The sequence below is a fragment of the Micromonospora sp. I033 genome (genome assembly GCF_053890995.1).
In genome coordinates, this window is sequence record NZ_JBSSLX010000065.1 from 1 (window position 1) to 21,696 (window position 21,696).

At 75.3% G+C, this 21,696-nt stretch carries 21 protein-coding genes and 1 pseudogene; 10 read left to right on the forward strand and 12 right to left on the reverse strand.

Features of this window, described 5'->3' with window-relative positions:
• From ACW0Q9_RS13675 to ACW0Q9_RS13685, 3 genes are all read right to left on the reverse strand, one after another.
• On the reverse strand, positions 1-1,148 hold a 1,148-nt coding region (locus ACW0Q9_RS13675; protein WP_456181200.1), incomplete at its 3' end, for a mechanosensitive ion channel family protein.
• A gap of 77 nt (positions 1,149-1,225) precedes the next feature.
• Positions 1,226-2,047, reverse strand: a complete 822-nt coding sequence (locus ACW0Q9_RS13680) for a DUF1206 domain-containing protein (RefSeq protein ID WP_456181202.1) — start codon at positions 2,045-2,047, stop codon at positions 1,226-1,228.
• A gap of 60 nt (positions 2,048-2,107) precedes the next feature.
• Positions 2,108-2,473, reverse strand: a complete 366-nt coding sequence (locus ACW0Q9_RS13685) for a hypothetical protein (protein ID WP_456181204.1) — start codon at positions 2,471-2,473, stop codon at positions 2,108-2,110.
• 74 nt (positions 2,474-2,547) lie between these two features.
• On the opposite strand from ACW0Q9_RS13685, the gene ACW0Q9_RS13690 reads away from it, so the two are divergent.
• Together ACW0Q9_RS13690 and ACW0Q9_RS13695 are read left to right on the forward strand one after the other, a co-directional pair.
• Complete coding sequence (locus ACW0Q9_RS13690; RefSeq protein WP_456181205.1) at positions 2,548-3,774, forward strand: cysteine desulfurase-like protein; 1,227 nt, start codon at positions 2,548-2,550, stop codon at positions 3,772-3,774.
• A complete protein-coding gene (locus tag ACW0Q9_RS13695; RefSeq protein WP_456181207.1) occupies positions 3,771-4,058 on the forward strand; it encodes a GNAT family N-acetyltransferase in 288 nt (95 codons plus the stop codon). The genes ACW0Q9_RS13690 and ACW0Q9_RS13695 overlap by 4 nt, the downstream gene beginning before the upstream one ends.
• 38 nt (positions 4,059-4,096) lie before the next feature.
• On the opposite strand, the pseudogene ACW0Q9_RS13700 reads toward ACW0Q9_RS13695, so the two are convergent.
• Positions 4,097-5,576 (reverse strand): annotated as a pseudogene (locus ACW0Q9_RS13700) (glycoside hydrolase family 3 protein).
• A 136-nt stretch (positions 5,577-5,712) separates the two neighbouring features.
• Here ACW0Q9_RS13700 and ACW0Q9_RS13705 point away from each other — a divergent pair.
• The 5 genes from ACW0Q9_RS13705 (at position 5,713) to ACW0Q9_RS13725 (ending at position 10,308) form a co-directional block, all read left to right on the forward strand.
• Positions 5,713-5,835 (forward strand): hypothetical protein, encoded by a 123-nt coding sequence (locus ACW0Q9_RS13705; RefSeq protein WP_256566104.1) that lies wholly within the window; start codon positions 5,713-5,715, stop codon positions 5,833-5,835.
• Between the two features lie 85 nt (positions 5,836-5,920).
• Positions 5,921-6,871 carry a TIGR03557 family F420-dependent LLM class oxidoreductase gene (locus ACW0Q9_RS13710; protein ID WP_456181213.1) on the forward strand — a complete coding sequence of 317 codons (951 nt, stop codon included), beginning with the start codon at positions 5,921-5,923 and terminating at the stop codon, positions 6,869-6,871.
• 51 nt (positions 6,872-6,922) lie between these two features.
• The gene (locus tag ACW0Q9_RS13715) at positions 6,923-8,554 is read left to right on the forward strand and encodes a RecQ family ATP-dependent DNA helicase (protein WP_456181215.1); all 1,632 of its coding nucleotides are present in this window, start codon (positions 6,923-6,925) and stop codon (positions 8,552-8,554) included.
• A 67-nt stretch (positions 8,555-8,621) separates the two neighbouring features.
• Positions 8,622-9,125, forward strand: a complete 504-nt coding sequence (locus ACW0Q9_RS13720; protein WP_456181217.1) for a hypothetical protein — start codon at positions 8,622-8,624, stop codon at positions 9,123-9,125.
• 139 nt (positions 9,126-9,264) lie between these two features.
• Positions 9,265-10,308 carry a helix-turn-helix domain-containing protein gene (locus tag ACW0Q9_RS13725; protein ID WP_456181219.1) on the forward strand — a complete coding sequence of 348 codons (1,044 nt, stop codon included), beginning with the start codon at positions 9,265-9,267 and terminating at the stop codon, positions 10,306-10,308.
• A gap of 171 nt (positions 10,309-10,479) precedes the next feature.
• On the opposite strand, the gene ACW0Q9_RS13730 is transcribed toward ACW0Q9_RS13725, so the two are convergent.
• From ACW0Q9_RS13730 to ACW0Q9_RS13765, 8 genes are read right to left on the reverse strand one after another with little or no spacing between them, the layout of a single operon-like run.
• Positions 10,480-11,469 carry a DNA topoisomerase IB gene (locus tag ACW0Q9_RS13730; protein WP_456181221.1) on the reverse strand — a complete coding sequence of 330 codons (990 nt, stop codon included), beginning with the start codon at positions 11,467-11,469 and terminating at the stop codon, positions 10,480-10,482.
• The gene (locus ACW0Q9_RS13735) at positions 11,453-12,424 is read right to left on the reverse strand and encodes a glycosyltransferase family 9 protein (RefSeq protein ID WP_456181223.1); all 972 of its coding nucleotides are present in this window, start codon (positions 12,422-12,424) and stop codon (positions 11,453-11,455) included. Before ACW0Q9_RS13735 ends, ACW0Q9_RS13730 begins: the two co-directional genes overlap by 17 nt.
• The gene (locus tag ACW0Q9_RS13740) at positions 12,421-13,122 is read right to left on the reverse strand and encodes an SDR family oxidoreductase (RefSeq protein ID WP_456181225.1); all 702 of its coding nucleotides are present in this window, start codon (positions 13,120-13,122) and stop codon (positions 12,421-12,423) included. The genes ACW0Q9_RS13735 and ACW0Q9_RS13740 overlap by 4 nt, the downstream gene beginning before the upstream one ends.
• Positions 13,119-14,594, reverse strand: coding sequence for a PfkB family carbohydrate kinase (locus ACW0Q9_RS13745; RefSeq protein WP_456181227.1), 1,476 nt, complete (start codon positions 14,592-14,594; stop codon positions 13,119-13,121). Before ACW0Q9_RS13745 ends, ACW0Q9_RS13740 begins: the two co-directional genes overlap by 4 nt.
• Before the next feature lie 11 nt (positions 14,595-14,605).
• Positions 14,606-15,295: a D-sedoheptulose-7-phosphate isomerase gene (locus ACW0Q9_RS13750; RefSeq protein WP_456181229.1), complete on the reverse strand. Its 690-nt coding sequence runs from the start codon at positions 15,293-15,295 to the stop codon at positions 14,606-14,608.
• Complete coding sequence (locus tag ACW0Q9_RS13755) at positions 15,295-16,512, reverse strand: glycosyltransferase (RefSeq protein ID WP_456181231.1); 1,218 nt, start codon at positions 16,510-16,512, stop codon at positions 15,295-15,297. The genes ACW0Q9_RS13750 and ACW0Q9_RS13755 overlap by 1 nt, the downstream gene beginning before the upstream one ends.
• On the reverse strand, positions 16,497-17,471 hold the full coding sequence (locus tag ACW0Q9_RS13760) for a glycosyltransferase (RefSeq protein ID WP_456181233.1): 975 nt from the start codon (positions 17,469-17,471) through the stop codon (positions 16,497-16,499). The genes ACW0Q9_RS13755 and ACW0Q9_RS13760 overlap by 16 nt, the downstream gene beginning before the upstream one ends.
• Positions 17,468-19,147, reverse strand: coding sequence for an HAD-IIIA family hydrolase (locus ACW0Q9_RS13765; RefSeq protein WP_456181235.1), 1,680 nt, complete (start codon positions 19,145-19,147; stop codon positions 17,468-17,470). The genes ACW0Q9_RS13760 and ACW0Q9_RS13765 overlap by 4 nt, the downstream gene beginning before the upstream one ends.
• A gap of 190 nt (positions 19,148-19,337) precedes the next feature.
• Between ACW0Q9_RS13765 and ACW0Q9_RS13770 the strand changes: the two genes are divergently transcribed.
• From ACW0Q9_RS13770 to ACW0Q9_RS13780, 3 genes are all read left to right on the forward strand, one after another.
• Positions 19,338-19,775 (forward strand): SRPBCC family protein, encoded by a 438-nt coding sequence (locus ACW0Q9_RS13770; RefSeq protein WP_456181237.1) that lies wholly within the window; start codon positions 19,338-19,340, stop codon positions 19,773-19,775.
• Positions 19,772-20,773 carry an SDR family oxidoreductase gene (locus ACW0Q9_RS13775; RefSeq protein ID WP_456181239.1) on the forward strand — a complete coding sequence of 334 codons (1,002 nt, stop codon included), beginning with the start codon at positions 19,772-19,774 and terminating at the stop codon, positions 20,771-20,773. The genes ACW0Q9_RS13770 and ACW0Q9_RS13775 overlap by 4 nt, the downstream gene beginning before the upstream one ends.
• Before the next feature lie 112 nt (positions 20,774-20,885).
• On the forward strand, positions 20,886-21,653 hold the full coding sequence (locus tag ACW0Q9_RS13780; RefSeq protein ID WP_355347286.1) for a polyprenol monophosphomannose synthase: 768 nt from the start codon (positions 20,886-20,888) through the stop codon (positions 21,651-21,653).
• Positions 21,654-21,696 lie beyond the last annotated feature (43 nt).

Sequence of the window (21,696 nt, forward strand, 5' to 3'; positions counted from 1 at the left end):
CGGGCCTCGCCGTCGTCGCTGCCGCCGAAGACCCGCGCGTCGTCGGGGACCTCGGTGTCGGGCCGCCGGCGGACCGGCCGGCGCGGCTGCGGCGCCTGCCAGGGCAGCGGGCCGCCGGTGTCGCCCACCTCGGCGCGCAGCCGGGGCAGGGCGGTCGGGCGCTGGTCGCGCACCCAGGCCACCAGGTGCTCGCGGACCAGGCAGCGCAGGTCCCACAGGCTGCCGGCGTCGGCGGCGCTGACCAGGGCGCGGACCTTGACGAGGCCACCGGTGGCGTCGGTCACCTGGAGCACGCAGACCCGGCCGTCCCAGAGCTCGGTGCCCTCGCAGAGCCGGCGCAGCTCCTCCCGCATGGCCTGCACCGGGATGGCCCAGTCCAGGTCGAACTCGGCGGTGCCGAGCACGGCCGCCTCGGTCCGCGTCCAGTTCTGGAACGGCGTGCTGGTGAAGTAGGAGGTGGGCAGGATCAGCCGGCGGTCGTCCCAGATCTGCACCACCACGTAGCTGAGGGTCAGCTCCTCGATCCGGCCCCACTCCCCCTCGACCACCACCACGTCGTCGAGGCGCACCGCGTCGCTGAAGGCGAGCTGCAGGCCGGCGAAGACGTTGCCGAGCAGACTCTGCGCGGCCAGCGCGGCGACCACACCGACCACACCGGCGCTGGTCAGCACGCCGGCGCCGATACCGCGGACGGCGGGGAAGGTCATCAGCATCACGCCGACGGCGAGCACCACGATCACCGCGATGGTCAGCCGGCGCAGCAGCACCACCTGGGTGCGCACCCGGCGGGCGTGCCGGTTGTTCGGCACGTCCACCCGGAACCGGGCCAGCGCGGTGTCCTCCGCCACCACCAGCAGCGAGGCCACCAGCCAGGCGGTGGCGGCGATCAGGGCGAGCACCAGGGCGTGCAGGACGAGCTGCCGCCAGGGGCTGCCGACGGCGTACCCGGTGCTGAACCGGACCGCGAGCTGCACGGCCAGGACGGTCGCGGCCACCTGGAACGAGCGGTGCGAGTGCTCGGTCAGCTCGGTCATCAGCAGCGAGCGGCGGCCGAGCCGGCGGGTGACCCGGTGCACCACCTCGACCAGCAACAGCGCGACCGCCGCCGCGGCGAGCGCGGCGACGGTCGTCACGAGGTAGGACTGCACGTTCTTCCTCTCCCTCCGGCCGGGCGGAAATCGGGCAAAGGCCCAATGGTGCCCGGACTATCGCGTATCGACCAGGATCACACCCGGCGGTAGCGCGACTGGAGGAAGCAGTAGACGCCGAAGGCGGCGATGCCGAGCGCCATCAGCGCCAGCAGCACCGGCCCGTACGACTGGTCGCGGAGGGTCCGCAGGGCGGCGTCCAGGCCGCGGGCCTTCTCCGGGTCGTACTTCACGGCGGCCACCACGATCAGCAGGCCGGTGACGGCGAAGACCGCGCCCCGGGCGGCGTACCCGGCCATGCCGAGGCGGCGGGCCAGGGTGTGCGTCTTCGGGCTCATCTCGCCGGTCTTGAGGTTGCGCTCGAACTTCTTCTTGAGCCCGTAGATCACCATGCCGATGCCGACCGCGGCGAGCACCAGCCCGGCCAGCCCGACCAGCCACCGGCCGCCGTCCGAGGCCATCAGCTTCTCGGAGAACTGCTGCTGCTGGTTGGCGGCGTTGCTGCTGGCGTCCTGGAAGACCTTGATGGCGGTCCAGCCCAGCCAGACGAAGACGATCACGCGCACGACGGAGGCGATCCGCTCGAAGAGCTTCTCCTTGCCCCGCAGGAAGCGGTGGCCGATGACCGCCTCGAACGCCTGCCAGATGGCCATGGCGAAGAGCCCCACGGCGATGGCGACCAGCAGGAACTTGCCCATCGGCTGCGCGCCGAGGGTGCGCAGGGCGCCGTTCTGGTTGCCCTCCTCCCCCGACTTGCCGAAGGCGATCTGCAGGGCCAGCCAGGCGAAGAGGAGGTGCACGATCCCGTAGCCGATGAAACCGGCCCGGGTCAACAGTTCGAGCCACCTGCTGTTCGCGGCCTGGGCGGCGGTGGCTCCGGCGTTCCGGGTGAGAGACATGGCGCCTCAATCTCCCGATGCGAAGATTTCCAAACGTCGGCCACCGCCGCCCGGCGCGGGTCAGCTGTTCGGGTCGCGCGCCACCCGGATGACGACCTGCTGGTCGGTGACGCTGTCCAGGGTCACCGAGAAGCCACCGGCCTGGGCGGCCTGCTGGCCGACGGTGAGCGAGAGCTGCTCGCCGGCCACCTCCACGGTGACCTGGTCGCCCTCGGCCCCGACCAGCTTCGCCTCGACGCCGAGGATGGTGGCGCTCGCCTCGACGCCGCGGTCGAAGGTGACCGTGCAGGCGTCCAGCCCGCAGTCGGTGGAGGCGTTCTCCGAACTGCAGCCGGCCAGCAGCGCGGCGCCGAGGGCGAGGCCGGCGAGCAGGCCGGCGGCCCGGCGGATGGGGGTCAGCGAGGGGGAAACGCGTCGGTTCGTCACCCGGCCAAGGGTACGAGACGACGGCCACACCGCCACCCACCGGTGATCGTCCCGGGGCGGGTTAGGGTCCCGGCATGCCCTTCGACATCGCCCGCGCCCGGGCCGCCTACCCCGCCCTGACCGAGGGTTTCGTCCACTTCGACGGCGCCGGCGGCACCCAGACCGCCCGGCCGGTGATCGAGGCGGTCACCGCCGCGATGACCGCCGCCACCGGCAACCGGAGCACCGCGTTCGTGCCGGGCCGGCGGTCGCTGGACCTGGTCGCCGCGGCCCGCGCCGCGGTGGCCGACCTGCTCGGCGCGGAACCGGGCGGCGTGGTGCTCGGGCCGAGCGCCACGGCGCTGACGTACACCCTGGCCCGGACGCTCGGTGCGGGCTGGCGGCCCGGCGACGAGGTGGTGGTCTCCCGGCTGGACCACGACGCCAACGTCCGGCCGTGGGTGCAGGCGGCCGAGGCCGCCGGGGCGACGGTGCGCTGGGCCGAGTTCGACCCGGCGACCGGCGAACTGCCCGCCGGCCAGTACGCCGACCTGGTCACCGAGCGCACCCGGCTGGTCGCGGTGACCGCCGGCAGCAACGCCATCGGCACCGCGCCGGACGTGGCGGCGATCGCCAAGACCGCGCACGCGGCCGGGGCGCTGGTCTGCGTGGACGGGGTGCACGCGGTGCCGCACGGCCCAACCGACCTGGCCTCGCTCGGCGCGGACTTCCTGGTGACCAGCGCGTACAAGTGGTCCGGGCCGCACCTGGCCGCGATGGCCGCCGACCCGGCCCGGTGGGCGGCCCTGCGCCCGGCGAAGCTGCTCCCCTCCTCCGACGCCGTCCCGGACCGGTTCGAGTACGGCACCCCGAGCTTCCCGCTGCTGGCCGGGGTGGTCGCGGCGGTGGACCACCTGGCCACCCTCGACCCCACCGCGACGGGCAGCCGGCGGGACCGGATCCGGGCCGGGCTGGCCGCCGCCCAGGCGCACGAGGAGGCGGTCTTCGAACGGCTGCTCGCCGGGCTGACCGCCCGCCCCTTCGTCACCGTCTACGGCTCGCCGGCCCGGCGCTGCCCCACGGTGTCGTTCCGGGTGGCCGGCTCCACGCCGGCGCAGACCGCGGCGGCGCTGGGCGCGGCGGGCGTCTGCCTCTCCTCCGGCGACTACTACGCCTACGAGTACTTCCAGGCCATGGGCCTGCGGGACAGCGGCGGAGCGGTCCGGGCCAGCGTCTACCACTACAACACGGTCGAGGAGGTGGACCGCTTGCTGGCCGAACTGGACCGGCTGGCCGCCGCCGGGGTGAGAATGACCCGGTGAGCTTCCTGGTCGAGGACAACCCCGCGAAGCACCGCTTCGAGATCCTGGTCGACGACGCGCTGGCCGGGTTCACCGCGTACGAGCCGCGCGGGGAGGTGCTGGTCTTCACGCACACCGAGGTGGACGACCGCTACCGGAACATGGGGGTGGGCTCGGCGCTGGTCAAGGGCACCCTGGACCAGATCCGCGAGCGCGGCGGCCGGATCGAGACGGAGTGCCGCTTCATGGCCTCGTTCATCCAGCGCCACCCCGACTACGCCGACCTGGTGATCGCCGGGTCCTGACCGGGCGGGCGCCGACCCGGCCCCCGCCCGGGGTCGGGTCAGCGGGCGCCGGCGAGCAGTTCGGCGGCGGCGACGGCGGCGGCCCGGGTCGCGCCGTGGGTGGCCACGTGCACCGCGCCCGTGACCAGTTCGGGCACGCCCAGCTCGACCACCACCGCGTCCGGGCGGGTGGCCAGGGCGCGGGACACCGCGTCCCGCATCCAGTCGTGCCGGTGCAGGTCCCGGACCACCAGCACCAGCGGGCGGCCGGCCGTGCCGGCCGACGGGTCGGCGGGGACCTCCTCGCGGGCGTACCGCGCCGTGGTGGTGCCGGGCGCCAGGTCGGCCAGCGGCGCGGCGATGCCCCACGGGGTCTCGTCGCCGATGGCCATGTTGTGCGGCGGGGCGAACTCCACCACGTGCGCCGGGCCGGCCAGCGGCAGCAGCCCGCCCGTGGTGGCGACCACCCGCAGCGCCCGGCGGGCGGCGGCCAGCCCGATCGCCGGTCCGGCGGCCGGCCCGGGCGGCGACCGTCCAGGCGGCCAGCTGCCCCACCCGCTTCGCCGCCTCGGCCAACCGCTCCTCCGGCAGCTCACCGGCGACCACCGCGGCCGCGATGGCGTCCCGCAGCTCGCGGGCGTCGGCCTCGGTGGCCCGCTCCCCGCCCACGCAGATCGCGTCCGCCCCGGCGGCGAGCGCGCGGACCGCCGCACCGGCGAAGCCGTAGCGGTCGGCGACCGCCCCCATCTCCACGGCGTCGGTCACCACCACGCCACCGAACCCCAGCTCCTCGCGGAGCAGGCGGCCCAGGATGCGCGGGCTGAGGGTGGCCGGCAGCTCCGGGTCCAGCGCCGGCACCAGCAGGTGCCCGGTCATCACCGCCTGCGCCCCGGCGGTCACCGCGGCCCGGAACGGGGCCAGCTCGACCGCGTCCAGCCGGGCCCGGTCGCCGCCGATGCGGGGCAGGTCGTGGTGGGAGTCGACCCGGGTGTCGCCGTGCCCGGGGAAGTGCTTGGCGCAGGCGGCCACGCCGCCGGCCTGCAGGCCGCGGACCCAGGCGGCGGTGTGCCGGGCGACCAGGGCCGGGTCGGCGCCGAACGAGCGGACCCCGATCACCGGGTTCGCCGGGTTCGAGTTGACGTCGGCGTCCGGGGCGTAGTTCAGCGTGACGCCCACCGCGGCCAGCTCGGCGCCCAGGTCCCGGGCCACCTCCTCGGTCAGCGCCGGATCGTCGACCGCGCCGAGGGCGAAGTTGCCCGGCCGGGAGCTGCCGCGGGCGGACTCGATCCGGGTGACGTCCCCGGCCTCCTCGTCGATGGCCACGATCACGTCGGGCCGCTCGGCGCGGAGGTTCGCGGTCAGCGCGGCGACCTGCTCGTGGTCGACGACGTTGCGAGCGAAGAGGACCACCGACCCGAGGCCCTCGCCGAGCCAGCGGCAGACCCACGGCGGCGGTGTGGTGCCGACGAAGCCCGGCTGCAGGACGGCGGCGGCCAGCGCCGCCAGGTCTCCGGTCGCTCCCACGATCCGCTCGCTCATGCGCTGTCGTACCCCCGTCTTCCCCACAGGCCGCCGCCCCGGCGGTGCTGACATGGTCACACCGCGTCCCGAAATAGTCAACAATCCTTACTGTTAGCGGCTGGCACCCCCGGGCGGCCCGTGGGAGAGTGCGAGCATGCATCCCGCGCTGCTCGCCGACGCCACCAGCGCCGCGGACATCCCCGGCGTACGCCTGCTCGGCCTGGTGGTCGGCGGCCTGTTCCTGCTGATCGCCATCCGCGCGATGTTCCGCCGCTAGCCGCCGCGTTCGGATCCGCTTCCCCGGGGTAGGGCTGTCGTTGTCCGTGCGTGCGCCCGGCACCCGGACGCGGCGAGGGGGAACGATGAGGATCGGCTATTTCCTGTCCAGCGAGGAGTACACCCCGGCGGAGCTGCTCGAGCAGGCGCGCGGCGCCGAGCGGGCCGGCTTCGAGGCACTGTGGATCTCCGACCACTACCACCCCTGGGTCGACGCGCAGGGCCAGAGCCCGTTCGTCTGGTCGACCATCGGGGCGCTCAGCCAGGTCTGCCGGCTGCCGGTGACCACGGCCGTCACCTGCCCGACCGTCCGCATCCACCCCGCGGTCATCGCCCAGGCCGCGGCGACCAGCGCGGTGCTGCACTCCGGGCGGTTCGTGCTCGGTGTGGGCACCGGCGAGGCGCTGAACGAGCACATCTTCGGCGACCCGTGGCCGCAGGCCGACGTCCGGATGGAGATGCTGGAGGAGGCGGTCGAGGTGATCCGGAAGCTGTGGACCGGCGACTTCGTCAACCACCACGGCCGCCACTACACGGTGGAGCACGCCCGGATCTACACCCGGCCCGACACTCCCCCGCCGATCTACGTCTCCGGGTTCGGCCCGAAGTCGATCGAGCTGGCCGCCCGGATCGGCGACGGCTACATCAACACCAGGCCCGACGCCGACATGGTCCGCCGGTTCCGCGACTCCGGCGGCGGCGACAAGCCCTGCCAGGCCGGGTTCAAGGCCGCGTACGCCGACAGCGAGGACGAGGGCGCGCGGATCGCGTACGAGCGGTGGCCCAACGCCGGCGTACCGGGCGAGCTGTCCCAGGTGCTCCCGTCGCCGCGCCACTTCGAGCAGGCCGCGCAGCTGGTCAAGCCGGAGATGATGAAGGAGTCGTTCGTCTGCGGCAGGGACGCCGACGCCCACCTGGAGATGATCGACAAGTACGCCAAGGCCGGCTTCGACGAGATCTACGTGGCCAACACCGGCCCGCACTGGCAGGGCCTGTTCGACCTCTACGAGCGCGAGGTGCTGCCCCGGCTGCGCTGAGCCGGGCCGGCCGGTTTCGGCGGTGATCGCCAGGGGTACCTGCGGCCACTGATGAGACTGACCACGCACTCCACGACCCTGCGCCGCGCGGCCAGGAGCCTCTTCGGCTGGACCGCCCTCCGGCCCAACCAGCTGGCCGCCATGCGGGCGGTCATGAAGCGCCGCGACGCCCTGGTGGTGCTCCCCACCGGCGCCGGCAAGTCGGCGATCTACCAGATCCCGGCCAGCCTGATCCCCGGCCCGACGGTGGTCATCTCCCCACTGCTCGCCCTCCAGCAGGACCAGATCGCCGCGCTCAACGAGCGGCAACGGCCCGAGCTGCGGGCGGTCCGGATCAGCTCGGACGAGACCGCGGCCCAGCAGGCCGAGGCGATCGAGGAGATCCGGGCGGGCCGGGCCGAGTTCCTGTTCATCACCCCGGAGGCGCTGAGCAACCCGGACCGGCTTGCCGAGGTCCGGGCGCTCGAGCCGGCGCTGGTCGCGATCGACGAGGCGCACTGCATCTCCGCCTGGGGGCACGACTTCCGCCCGGACTACCTGGCGCTCGGCCACCTGATCGAGGGCATCGGCCGGCCACCGGTGGTGGCGCTGACCGCCACCGCCTCCCCGCCGGTCCGCGACGACATCGTCGCCCGGCTGCGGCTCCGCGACCCCGAGGTGGTGGTGTCCGGGCTGGACCGGCCCAACCTCTTCCTCGAGGTGGCGCACTGCCCCACCGACGACTACCGGTGGCGGCGGCTGGTCGCGCTGCTCCGCGACGACGAGCGGCCCGGCATCATCTACGTGCCGACCCGGCGGGCGGCCGAGGAACTGGCCCGGCGGCTCACCGACGCCGGCTTCCCGGCGCAGCACTACCACGGCGGGATGCCGACCGGCGCCCGCAACGACCTGCACGAGGCGTTCCTCGCCGACCAGGTGCCGATCATGGTGGCCACCTCGGCGTTCGGCATGGGCATCGACAAGCCGAACATCGCCTGGGTGGTGCACATGGCGCTGCCGGACTCGCCGGACAGCTACTTCCAGGAGATCGGCCGGGCCGGCCGGGACGGCGCGCCCGCCCGGGTGCTGCTGCTCTGGCGCGCCGAGGACGTCGGTCTCCAGCGTTACTTCAGCGGCGGCCTGCCCGACGAGAAGGAACTGGCGGAACTCGCCGCCCTGCTGCGCAAGCAGGCCCGGACCAAGAAGGAGCTGCGCGAGCTGACCGGCCTCGGGCCACGCAAGCTCGGCCAGTACCTCTCCCTGCTGGAGCAGGTGGGCGGCGCCGAGCCGCGCGCCCGGCAGCACGTCGCGGCGCCCCGGTACGCGCCGGCCGCCGCCGAGTCCGGCCGGGCCGCGCTCGCCGAGGCGGAGCGGCAGCAGACCGTGACCCGGTCGCGCACCGACATGATGCGCGCCTTCGCGGAGACCACCGGCTGCCGGGGGCAGGCGCTGCTGGCCTACTTCGGCGAGCAGATGAGCGAGGTCTGCGGGCACTGCGACAACTGCCACGCCGGCACGAGCGTCGCCGGCAACGGCGCGGTCGGGCCGTTCCCGGTGCACAGCCAGGTGCGGCACCCGGAGTGGGGCGCCGGCCTGGTGCTCAGCTACGAGGAGGACCGGATGACGGTGCTCTTCGACGAGGTGGGCTACAAGACGCTGTCCGTCCGCGTGGTGTCCGAACAGGGCCTGCTGAAGCTGGACTAGCCTGACCCGGGCACCGCGGGAGTGGTGCCCGTCGACAAATGACGACCACGGCGAAAGGGGCTTGATCGTGATCGAGCAGCCGGCGTACACCGGGTTCGGTTTCTCCGACGAGGAGTGGGGGCTGCTGGTCGGGCTGCCGCAGGCGGTCCTGACCGCGGCGGCCGCCGCCGAGTCCGACGGCACCCGGCGCACCATGGCCGAGAACGCCGCCGGGCTGGAGACCATCGCCGCGGGCCGCGAGTCGGCCAGCCCGCTGGTGGCCGCCGTCGCCGGGGAGGTCGTGGTCCGGGTGGGTGACCCGGAGACCGGCGCGGAGCTGCCGGTCCTCACCCCGGACGACCCGCAGGCGATGATCGAGGATGTCCTCGCCCGGGCCGGGCAGGCCTCGGCGCTGCTGGCCGGCAAGATCGACGAGGGCCAGGCCGGCGCCTACCGGCACTGGCTGGTGGAGATCGCCGAGCAGGTGGTCGGCGCGGCCTCCACCGGCGGCATCCTGGGCCTCGGCGGCGACGCGGTGAGCGACTCGGAGCGGCGCTTCCGCGACCGGCTCGCGCACGTGCTCAACGACTGACCGGACTGTTAACAGAAGATTCAACGCCCGTCAATGACGGAAATGTCACGCCCCACGGGTGCCAACTCCCGGCCTCGTGGGGCGTCCTGCTCCATGAGGCATCCTGCCTCATGGAGCGTGGAAACACCGGGGGTCGTGCATGGACACAGAGCTGAAGCGGCAGATCTTCGACACGGAGCAGGTGCCCGCCGCCGACCGCTTCGGGCTGTGGCTGGACATGCTCGCCCACACGCCCGGGCTCATGCGGGTCCGCACCGAGCACGCCGACAACTTCCTGGCGCGGGCGGAGTTCCTCGACCTGGGTCCGATCCAACTCATCCGCCACCGCTACCCGTCGCTGGACGGGATCCGCACCCGGAAGCTCATCCAGCGCTCCGACGCAGACTACTACGTGCTCGCGCTGACCCTCACCGGCAGCAGCATGGCGGACCAGGACGGGCAGCGCGGCGTCTGCCGCCCCGGTGACTTCACCTTCTACGACTGCGCCCGCCCGCAGGAACTCAGCCACTACGGCGACGACGACGGGCGCCAGCCGGCCCATTCGCTGGTGGCCTTCATCCCGTACGAAGCGCTGCCGCTGGCCCACCGCCGACTCGCCCCGCTGTTCGCCGGCCGGATGTCCGGCACCGAGGGGGTCGGGGCACTGCTCGCCGACTACCTCATCCGGCTCACCGGCCATCCCGAGCAGTACCACGCGGCGGACGCGGAGCGGCTGGCCGGCGTCGGGCTCGACCTGGTCTCCACCATGCTGGGCCGGCACCTGGTCTCCGAGGACGCGGTGCCCACCGAGGTGCGGCGGCGGGCCCTGCTGGCCCAGGTGCGCTCGCACGTGCGCCAGCACCTCGGCGACGCCGCGCTGAGCCCGCAGTCGATCGCCGACGCGCACCACCTCTCGGTCCGGTCGCTGCACCGGATCTTCGAGGCCGAGGAGACCACGGTGGCGGCGTACATCCGGGACGAGCGGCTGGAGCGGTGCCGCCGGGACCTCGCCGACCCGGCGCTGGCCGACCGGCCGATCCAGCTCATCGCCGGCCGCTGGGGTTTCCGGGACAAGGCCCACTTCAGCCGGGCGTTCCGGTCCGCGTACGGGGAGACCCCGCAGGCGTACCGGGCGCGCCACCTGGACCCGGCACGGATCGTCAACAGCACGGCATCCGCAATCAACTCGGCGGGGACATACTGAACGCGGGCCGGCAGCCGGGCGACCGGCGCGGCCCACTGGTATCGGGGGGCCGTGGCGCGGCGCCCGCGGCGACTCCGCCGCGGGCGGCCGCCCGGTAACGGCATCGCCCCCGACTGCCGCACCGGTTTCCGGCCCCGCCGTGCTTCCCCCCAGGACTGACGACGGGGCCGGTCAGGCCGCCTCCTCCTCCAGCAGCACGAGCACGGCCTTCTCCACCGCCTCGCGCGGCATGTCCGGCTCCACCGGGGCCAGCACCCCGTCGTGGTAGAGGTCGACCACCCGCGGATCCACGTAGGACGTCCGGGCCACCGTGGGGGTGTTGCCGAGCAGCTCGGCGACCGAGCGCATCACCGCCGCCACCGCCCGCCGGCGGGCCGTCGTGGAGCGCTGCGGGCCGACCGTGGCCAGCTCGGTGGCGGCCAGCACGGTGGCGTGCCAGGTGCGGAAGTCCTTGGCGGTCATCTCCCCGCCACTGGCGTCGCGCAGGTAGTCGTTGACCTCGTCGCTGCGCACGTCGCGCCAGGCCCGGCCGTCCCAGTAGCCGAACAGGCGCTCCTCGGCCCGCCGCCGGCGGCGCAGGTTGGTCAGCACCCGGCACAGCTCCGGGTCCTCGATCCGGCGGACCTGCTCGATGCCGCCCTTGGCGGGGAACTCGAAGACCACGCAGCCGCTCCGCGAGCGGGCGTGCTCGGGGCGCAGGGTGGAGACGCCGAAGGTGGCGTCCTCGCCGGTGGCGTACTGGTCGCTGCCGACCCGGAACGTGCCCATGTCCAGCAGCCGGGCGACGGTGGCCAGGACCCGCTCCCGCCGCAGGCCGCGCAGCGCCAGGTCGTGCCCGACCCGGTCGCGCAGCACGGGCAGCCGGTGGGCCACCTCCAGCACGTGGTCGAACTTGGCCTCGTCCCGCTTCTCCCGCCACGTCGGGTGGTAGAGGTACTGCTTGCGCCCGGCCGCGTCGATGCCCGTGGCCTGGATGTGCCCGTTCGGGTACGGCGAGATCCACACGTCCTGCCAGGCCGGCGGGATGACCAGCTCGCGCAACCGGGCCAGCTGGTCGGGATCGCGCACCGGCTCGCCCTTCGGGTCGACGAAGAGCCAGCCCTTGCCGCGCCGCCGGCGCCCGTACCCCGGCCGGCCCGGATCGCTACGCCGCAACCGCACCGGACACCCGCACCGCCCGCTCCGCCTCGTCCACGGCGGCCACCACCTCGTCGACCTCGATGCCCGTCAACGTCGGGTGGGTTCCTACCCCACCGGAACCGGCCCAATCCCGGTCGATGTCGTCGCGGTCGGTGGCCCCGAGCACCCGGTGCCGGGGCCGGTCCGGCGGCGGGCCCCAGTGCGCCGGCGGCACCGGCCCGAAGAGCACCACCGAGGCGGTGCCGTAGCCGGTGGCCAGGTGGGCCACCCCGGTGTCCCCGCTGACCACCAGCCGGGCGTCGGCCACCAGCGCGGCCAGCTCGGCCAGGCCGGTCCGGCCGGCGAGCACCGCGTCCGGCGGCAGCCCGGCGTCCCGGGCCACCCGGGCGGCCAGGTCCCGCTCGTCGGCCGAGCCGGTGAGCACCACCCGGTGTCCCCGGGCGGTGAGGGTCCGTGCGAGCGCGGCGAAGCGGCCCGCCGGCCAGCGCTTCGCGGGGATCTTGCTGCCGGGGTGCAGCACCGTGGCCCCGGCCGGAACCGCGGCGGCGGGCGGGCGGCGCAGCGCCAGGTCGCCGGGGTCGGCCGGAAGGCCGTACCAGTGCAGCAGCCGGCACCAGCGGCGCACCTCGTGCGCGTCGTCGTCCCAGGCCGGGCCGTCGAGGTGCCCGGCCTCGGCGTTGCGGTGGGCGAGCAGCCGGCCCGGCCGGGTGGCGGCGAGCATCCGGTGCGACTCGGGGCCCCGCCCGTGCAGGTTGACCGCCACCTCCGGCGGCCGGCCGGCCCACGGCGGCCGGTCGGCCAGCCCGGGGGTGGGCAGCACCCGGTCGACCGCCCCGGTCAGCTCGGCCAGCGGCGCCAGCCAGGCCGGCGCGGCGAGCACCAGCTCGCGGCCCGGGAGGCCGGCGCGCAGGCCGCGCAGCGCCGGGACGGCGGTGGCCAGGTCGCCGACCCCGAGCGCCCGCAGCACCAGGATCACGGGTACGAGGACTCCTGCTCGGCGCAGACCACCATCTCGCGTACGGCGCAGCCGGCCGGCTGGGAGAGGGCGAACATCACCGCCGCGGCGGTGTCGGCCGGCTCGTTGAGCACGGCGTCCGGGCCGGGGCGGTACTGGGCGTCCCGCTGGTCGAAGAAGGCGGTCCGCATGCCGCCGGGGATGAGCAGGGTGACCCCGACCGCGCCGGCCAGTTCGGCGGCGAGCGCCCGGGTGAAGCCCACCACCCCGAACTTCGCCGCGCAGTACGCGGTCGCGTCGCTGACCGCCTTCACGCCGAGTGTGGAGGCGATGGTGACGATGCTGCCCCGGGACGCCTCCAGGAAGGGCAGCGCGGCCCGGATCACCGCGGCGGTGGCGAGCAGGTCCACGGTGACGATCCGTTCCCAGGTCTCCGCCGGCACGTCGATCAGCTTCCCCGGCACGTCCATGCCGGCCGCGGTGACCACGGCGTCCAGCCCGCCGGAGCGTTCCGCGAGCTGCCGGGTGGCGGCCTCCGCTGCCCGGGTGTCGGCCAGGTCGCACTCGACCCAGGGCACCCCGTCGGCGGGCCGCTGCCGGTCCAGCACCAGGGGACGGCCACCGGCCCGGGCCACCGCGGTGACCACCGCCGCGCCGAGCCCGCTCGACCCGCCGGTCACCAGGACGGTGGGACCGGCCCCGGGTGGACTACTGCTCATCGTGCTCCCTCCGCCGTGGACCGGACGACCGCCGGGACCGCCGCGGCGGGCCAGCCCGCCGTGCCGCGCCCGGCCCGGGCCGCCGCGATCATGTCGGTGGTCGACCGGCCGTCGAGGTACGGCACGACCACCGTGTGCCCGCCCCACCGGGCCAGGATCTCCGCCTCGGGCAGCGTCTCCGCGCCGCCGCCGCTGGCGTAGTCGCCGCCCTTCACCCAGATGTCCGGGCGCAGCCAGGACAGCGCCGCGTGCGGGGTCGGCTCGTCGAAGATCAGCACCGCGTCGACGCAGCCCAGCGCGGCGAGCAGCCGGCCGCGGTCGCCTTGCGGCACGACCGGGCGCTCCGGGCCCTTCAGCCCGGCCACGCTGGCGTCGGAGTTGAGGCAGACCACGAGGCAGTCGCCGAGCTGCCGGGCGGCCTGGAGGGTGGCCACGTGCCCGGCGTGCAACAGGTCGAAGCAGCCGCCGGTGGCCACGACGGTGCCGCCGGCCGCGCGTACCCGGGCCACCACCTCGCCGGCCGCGGCGGCGCCGATCCGGTCCCCGCCGCCGATGACCACCGCCGGGGCGGCGGTCCGGACCGGGTCGGGCAGCGCGGTGGCCACTCCCCCGCCGGCCACGTACGCGGACGCCTCGGCGACCGCCTCCTGCACCGCCTCGGAGACCAGCGCGCCCCGGGCCAGGGCCAGGGTGGCCGCGGCGGCGAACCGGTCTCCCGCACCGCAGGTGTCCCCCTCGGCGGCCGGGGCCGGCACCACCAGCGGGGTGGAGCCGGCGTGGCAGAGCAGCGCGCCGTCCCCGCCCAGGGTCACCGCCACCGCGCCGGCCTGCCAGCGCCGGCGCAGCGCCTGGGCGCTCCGGGACGCGGTGACCAGCCGGGACGCGCCCGGCGGCGATTTCGCCAGCTCGCGCGCCTCGGACTCGTTCGGGGTGGCCAGGCTCACCCCGGGCACCGCGGCCGGGCCGCGCGGGTGGGGGTCCCAGACCACCGGCGCCCGGGTCGCGGCCAGCGCGGCCCGCAGCGCCGGCTGCCGGGCGACGCCCCGGCCGTAGTCGCTGACCAGCACGGCGGAGGCGGTGGCGAGCAGCCGCAGCACGGCCTCGCTCGGCTCGCCCGGATCGCCGGCCGGCCCGCCCCGGTCGTGGCGCAGCAACACCCGGCCGCGGGCCCGCAGCCGGATCTTCTCCGGGGTCGCCCCGGCCAGCGGCAGCGCGTACAGCTGCACGCCGGCGGCGGCGAGCAGGGTGCCGAGCCGGGCCCCGCCGGCGTCGTCGGCGACCGCGGTCACCAGCGCGACCTCGGCGCCCTGCGCGGCGGCGAAGACGGCGGCGAGGCCGGCGCCGCCGGGTCGGTCGGCGTGCGTGGTCTCCTCGAGCACCGGCACCGGGGAGTCCGGGCAGAGCCGGTTCACCACCCCCTCGACGTCCCGGTCCAGCAGCGTGTCACCGAGCACCACCACGGGTCCCGTCATGCTCGACCTCCTCATCGCGCCTGCACCTTCCCGTCCGGACCGTCGCCGAGCACCACCTCGACGCCGGCCCGCACCGTGTCGGCCGGCGTCCGCTCCGCGGCGTGGGCGGCGAGGGCCGCGGGCAGCGCCCGGTCGACGTACTCGCACAGCACGTGGGTCGCGACCAGGTGCAGCTCCTGCACCACCTGGCTGTCCGGCGAGTCGATGGCGAGGGTCTCCTGGCAGGACCCGGCGAGCGGGTTGGGGGCGGGGCCGGTGAAGGCCCAGCAGCGCAGGCCGGTGTCGTGGCCGGCGCGGGCGGCGGTGAGGAGGTTGGTGCTGGTGCCGCTTGTGGACATGAGCAGGAGGATGTCGTCGGGTCGGCCGTGGGCGCGGACCTGGCGGGCGAAGACCTCGTCGTAGCCGTAGTCGTTGCCGATGGCGGTGAGGGCGGAGGTCTCGGCGTGCAGGGCGATGGCGGAGAGGGGTTCGCGGTCGTCGCGGAGTTTGCCGACGAGTTCGGCGGTGAGGTGTTGGGCCTCGGCGGCGCTGCCGCCGTTGCCGGCCACCAGCAGCCGCCCACCGGCGGCCAGCCGGTGCGCCAGCTCCCCGCCCCAGCGGGCCAGCAGCTGCTCCGCGTCGCGCAGCGGCAGCAGCGCGGCGGCCAGCCGGGTCAGGTGGTCCTCCAGGACCGTCCCCCCGACGGCCGGCGTGGCCGCCATCAGGCGACCACCCGGGTGGGCCGGCGCACGGTGGCCACCTCGGCGTACAGGTCCGCGAGCCGGTCGGCCGTGGTGGACCAGGAGTAGCGGGTGCGGGCCCGTTCCAGGGCGGCGGTGGCGTAGGCGAACCGGCGGATCCGGTCGCCGAGCAGCCCGCGGATCGCCGCGCCGAGGGCCGCCGGGTCGCGGGCGGGCACCAGGTCGCCGGTCCGGCCGGGCACCACCGTGTCGATCAGCCCGCCGACGGCGGTGCCGATCACCGGTACGCCGCACGCCATCGCCTCCAGCGGAGTGAGCCCGAACGGCTCGTACCAGGGGGCGGCGACCAGCACGTCGGCCGACCGGTACCAGCGCCCCATCTCCTCCCGGGGCACCGCCCCGATCAGCTTCACCCGGTCGGCGATCCCGCAGGACTCGGCGAGCGCCCGCAGCCGCAGCGCGTACGGGTCGGTCTCCAGCAACCCGGCCGGCGGGCCGCCGACCACCACGCACTCGGCGTCCGGCACCAGCGCGGTGGCCCGGATGACGTCCTGGAAGCCCTTGCGCTCGACCAGCCGCCCGACGGTGAGGATGCGGGGCCGCGCGCCGTCCCGCGCGGCGACCGGGCCGAGCGGGGCGAAGGTGGACAGGTTCACCCCGGACGGCACGACGGTCATCCGGGACCGGGGCACCCCCATCCGGACCAGCTCGGCGACCTCGTCCTGGCACTGGGCGACCACCCGGTCCACGGCGCGGCCCAGCCGGCGCTCGTGCGCGACCCGGCCCGGTGGGCTGGTGTCCTGGGCGCCCTGGTGGCGGCGCTTGACCGTGCCGAGCGCGTGGTACGTCTGCACCACCGGCACCCCGGTGCGCCGCGCGGCGGCCAGCCCGGCCAGCCCACTCATCCAGAAGTGCGCGTGCACCACCTCGGGCTGCCAGTCCCCGGTGCGCCACCGGTCGGCCAGCCACTCACCGAACGCCGGCATGTACGGCAGCAGGTCGTCCTTGGCCACCGGCTCGGCCGGCCCGGCCGGCACGTGCACCACCTGGTACCCGTCCGGGGTGCGGACCGTCACCGGCAGGTCCACCGCGTCCAGCCGGGTGTGCACCCGGACGTCGTGACCGGCGGCCGCGAGCGCGGCGGAGAGCTCCGCGACATGCGTGTTCTGGCCGCCGGCGTCCTCGCCGCCGAGGACGGCGAGCGGGCTGGCGTGCTCCGAGATCATCGCGATGCGCATACTTCCTCCTCCAGCAGCCGGTCCCAGTCGGCGAGGAAACGCTCCAGGCCGTAGCGGTTCCGGGCGGCGGTCCGGGCCGCGGCGCCCGCCAGGCGGGCCGCCACCGGGTCGTCCAGCAGGCCCCGGGCCGCCTCGACCAGCACGTCGACCCGGGTGGAGAGGGCGCCGGCGGCCGGCGGCACCGCCTCCACGGCCTCGGTGGTGGCCAGCGCGACCACCGGCATCCCCATGGTCATGGCCTCGACCAGGCTCAGCCCGAGCGAGGTCCACCGGCACAGGTGCAGGTACGCCCGCCGCTTCGCCAGCTCGGCGTGCATGGCGTGCTGCGGCACGTCGTCGTGGCTGGTGAGCCGGTCCGCGGGCAGGCCCAGGTGGTCGGCGAGCCCGGCCACCTTCATGCCGTAGACGTCCAGCGGGGCGAGTTCGGCGAAGCGGGTCAGCAGGTCGGTGCCGGTGACCCGCCAACGGCGGACCGGCTCGTTGATGACGACGGCGAGCCGGTCCAGCTCGCCGGTCCACTCGACGGCCGGGGCGACCACCCCGTGCTCGACGACCGCGGTGCGGGTGCCGCCGTTGTCCCAGAACAGCTCGTTGAAGTGGGTGACGTGGGTGAGCAGCAGGTCGTCCCGGTCGGCCATCGGGTGCCGGTTGTTCGGCACGTCGCCCTTCGGGGTGTTGTGTTCGACGTAGACGGCCGGCACGTCCCGGCCCACCCGCCGGCCCAGCCACTCGCAGGCCAGGTCGAACTCCTCGGGTCGCTGGAGCAGCACCACGTCCACGTCGGCCCGGCGCAGCTCCTGCGGGGTCACCTCGACGGCGCTGTCCGGCCACGGATAGGTCCGCGCCCGGCCCAGCCCGTACGCGCCCCGGTCCGGGGTGACCGGCACCAGGTAGCGGTGCTTGCCGTGCACGAACGACGTGGTCCAGGACCCGTGCACGTGCCACACCAGGACGTTCATCCGACCACCTCGCCGGGGACGGTGACCAGCGGCTCGGGCGCGCCGGCGGGCACCCCGAGCAGCCGCAGGGCCTCCAGCACCCGGCCCGGCTCGACGGCGGACAGGCAGGGGTGGCCCGGGACCGGGCAGCGCACGGCCCGGGTGTCCCGGCAGGCCGCCGCGGCGTCGCCCAGCCGCACGGTGGGCACCCGGTAGGGCCCCCACTGCCCGAACGGGACGGTCGGGGCGAAGAGGCTGACCACCGGCACGCCGAGCGCCGCCGCCAGGTGCGCCGGCCCGGTGTTGCCGACCACCAGCGCGCCGGCCCGGGCGACCACCGCGGCCAGCTCGCCGAGGCCGGTACGCCCACCCAGGTCGAGGCCTCCCGCGGCGGCGACCTGGGCGGTCAGCTCCCGCTCGTCGGGCCCGCCGGTGACCACCACCCGGTAGCCCGCGGCGCTGAGCACCCGGACGATCCGGGTGGCCAGCTCGAACGGGCAGGCCCGGGTCTCCACCGAGGAACCCGGGTGCAGCACCACGTAGCCCGGCTCGCCGGCGGCGGCCGGGGCGGGCGGCAGCCGGTCGGCGCGCAGGCGCAGCCCCGGCTCGTCCCCGGCGGGCAGCGCGAAGCCGGCCGCCGCGGCCAGCGACAGCGCCCGCTCCGGCTCCGGCACTCCGACGGGGACCCGGTGTCGGACGTCGAGCAGGGCACCCGGGTAGTCGTCGCTGATCGCGCTGATCCGCGGCACCCCGGCCATCCGCAGCAGCAGCGCCAGCGGCAGCGCCGACTGGTGGAAGGAGGTGAAGACGACCGCCTCGTCCGCCCCGACGGCGGCGAGCCGGTCGACCAGGGTGCGCATCGCGGCCGGGTCGACCGGCGGGGCGGGGGCGTCGATCCAGGGCAGCGGCCACTCGATGATCTCGTCGACGCCGGGCAGCAGCTCGGCCGCCGCCCGGCCGCGTGGCCCGCAGAGCAGCACCACCCGTTCCGCCCCGGCCGCCACCGCGCGGATTCCGGGGCCGGTGACCAGCACGTCGCCGGCCGCGTCGCTGCGTGCCACCAGCACGGTGCCCCGCCGGGGCGCCGGCTCCGGGGCGGCGGCCAGCCGCATCCGGGCGAGGATGGTGGCGACCGCGTCCGGCAGGTCGGCGGCGACGGTCGGCGCGGCGGCCACCTCGGCGGCCCGGGTGGCCGGCGTGGGCACCAGGATGCCGGCGGCGCCGGCCGCCGCGGCGGCGGCCGTGTCGGCGCCGATGTCGCCGACCAGGACGCAGCGGGTCGGCGTGGTGCCGAGCGCCCGGGCGGCGGCGTGCACCAGACCGGGGGCCGGCTTGCGGCAGGCGCAGCGGTCCGGCTCGCCGTGCGGGCAGATCTGCCAGCTGTCGAAGGGCCCGAGCAGCTCCTCCACCCGGGCGTTCACCCGGCGCAGGTCGTCGGCCGTGAAGCAGCCCCGGGCCAGGCCGGACTGGTTGCTCACCACGGCGAGGCGCAACCCGGCCGCGCGGAGCCGGTCCAGCGCCTCCCGGGCGCCGGGCACCGGACGCACCTTCTCCGGGTCGCCGTTGTAGGGCACGTCCTCGATCAGCGTGCCGTCGCGGTCCAGCAGCACCGCGTCGTAGAGGCCGGACGGGAACCGGTCAGCACCCGAGTCAACCCGGGCTGACCTGCACTGATCCCGCTCGTGGTCCCGTCGCACGGGCGGCGGGTTCCCGACCCCCCGAGGAGTAAACATCAACTTCGGCGGAGCCGCCTCCGCCGGTGCCGCACGGCCGGTCCGCACCCCTGCTCCCGCCGGCCCGGTCCGGCGTTACCCGCCGCCGGAGAGAAGCTAACCCGGCCGCCGTTAGCGGCGGTCCGGGCGGGGGTATGGGATTGCGGTGGCGATTGTGGAGAAAGTGATCGACGCGTCCCCCCAGCAGGTGTTCGACGTGCTCGCCGACGGGTGGACGTACAGCGACTGGGTGGTGGGCACGGTGCACGTCCGGGACGTGGACGACACCTGGCCCCGGGTGGGCAGCCAACTGCACCACAAGGCCGGCCCGTGGCCGTTCTCGCTCCAGGACACCTCCACCGTGCTGGAGTGCGACGCCCCGCACAAGTTCGTGGTGCGGGCCGGGCTGTGGCCGGCCGGCGAGGCGGTCGTGGTGTTCCGGCTGGAGCCGCTCGACGGCGGCCGGACCCGGGTCACCATCGGTGAGGACTTCGCCGCCGGGCCGCTGCGCTGGATCCGGAACAAGCTCAACGACCTGGTGCTGCACCAGCGGAACAAGGAGACGTTGAACCGGCTCTCCGACATCGCCACCCGGCAGAAGGCGGACCGGTGACGCAGCGGGTGGTGATCACCGGGGCGAGCGCGGGCGTGGGTCGCGCGGTGGCCCGGGCGTACGCGGCCCGCGGTGCCCGGCTGACCCTGCTGGCCCGGGGCGCGGCGGGGCTGGCCGCCGCCGAACGGGACTGCCGCCGGCTGGGCGCAACCGAGGTGCGCACCTACCAGGTGGACGTCGCCGACGCGGGCGCCGTGCAGCGGGCCGCCGACGACGTGGCGCACCACTACGGCGGGCTGGACGTCTGGGTCAACGACGCGATGGTCTCGGTCTTCGCACCGGCCTGGGAGATCACCGCGGCCGAGTTCCGCCGGGTCACCGAGGTCAACTACCTGGGCACCGTGCACGGCACGCTGGCCGCGCTGCGCCACATGCGCGCCCAGGGCCGCGGCGCGATCGTGCAGGTCGGCTCGGCGTTGGCCTACCGGGGCATCCCATTGCAGTCGGCGTACTGCGCGAGCAAGCACGCGGTGCAGGGCTTCAACGACTCGCTCCGGGCCGAACTGCTCCGCGACTGCCCCGGGATCACGCTGTCGATGGTCCAACTCCCGGCCGTCAACACCCCGCAGTTCTCCTGGGTACGCACCCGGCTGCCCCGGCATCCGCAGCCGGTGCCGCCGATCTTCGCGCCGGAGGTCGCGGCGCGGGCGATCCTCTGGACCGCCGACCACGGGCCGCGCGAGCTGAACGTCGGCGGCCCGACCTGGCGGGCCCGGCTGGGCAACGTCCTCTTCCCCGGCCTGCTGGACCGCAAGCTGGCCCGCGACGGTTACGACAGCCAGCAGACCGACACGCCGATCGACCCCGCGGCCTGGCGGGACAACCTGGACCGGCCGGGCGACGACGAGCAGGACTGGGGCGCCGAGGGCGTGTTCACCGACCAGGCCCGCCGGCACTCGGCGGCACTCTGGGTGAGTGCGCACAAGCCCACGGTGTCCGTGCTGGCGCTCGGCGGGCTGCTGATGGCAGCCGGCGGGCTGGCCCGTCGGCTACGCTGACCGCCCGCCAGACGAACGGTCCGGGATCCACCGGCGGGCGTCTGTGCGGACCACGCGGAGAGGACTGGCTACCCTCTCAGGTGAACCTGTCGGCCGACCGAGGATGTCCGTGATGATCGAACCCGTGCAGTTGCCCTCCCCGTGGCGCGACGCACGCCTGACCGTCGTCGTTCCGACCTACAACGAGGCGGGCAACCTCCCGGTGCTGGTCGAGCGCCTCCTCGCGCTGCCGCTGCCGGGGCTGAAGGTGCTCGTCGCGGACGACAACTCCCCGGACGGCACCGGGGAGGTCGCCGACAAGCTGGCCATCGAGCACCCGGACCGGGTGCTGGTGGTGCACCGCCCGGGCAAGGAGGGTCTCGGCCGGGCGTACGTGGACGGCATCGGGCGGGCGCTCGACGACGGCGCCGAGTACGTCGCGCAGATGGACGCCGACCTGTCGCACCCGCCGGAGGCGCTGCCCGGCATGCTCGGCGCGCTGCTCTCCACGCAGGCCGGCGTGGTCATCGGCTCGCGCTACGTGCCCGGCGGCGAACTGGACGAGAACTGGCCGCTCTACCGCCGCGCGCTCAGCGGCTGGGCCAACCTCTACGTGCACACCCTGCTGCGGGTCCGGATCCGCGACCTGACCGCCGGCTTCAAGATCTGGCGGGCCGACGCGCTGCGCGACATCGGCCTGCAGCGGGTGCAGTCCAACGGCTACAGCTTCCAGGTGGAGATGCACTACCTGGCCACCAAGCTGGGGCACACCATCCTGGAGGTGCCGATCCGCTTCGAGGAGCGCCGCGAGGGCGCCTCGAAGATGACCACCGCCACCAAGATCGAGAGCGCGCTGATGCCGTTCAAGCTGCGCACCCGGCACCGCAACCTGGACACCTGACCCGCAGCGCCTTCCGCACGGACCTGGCCTCACGCCGCGTCAT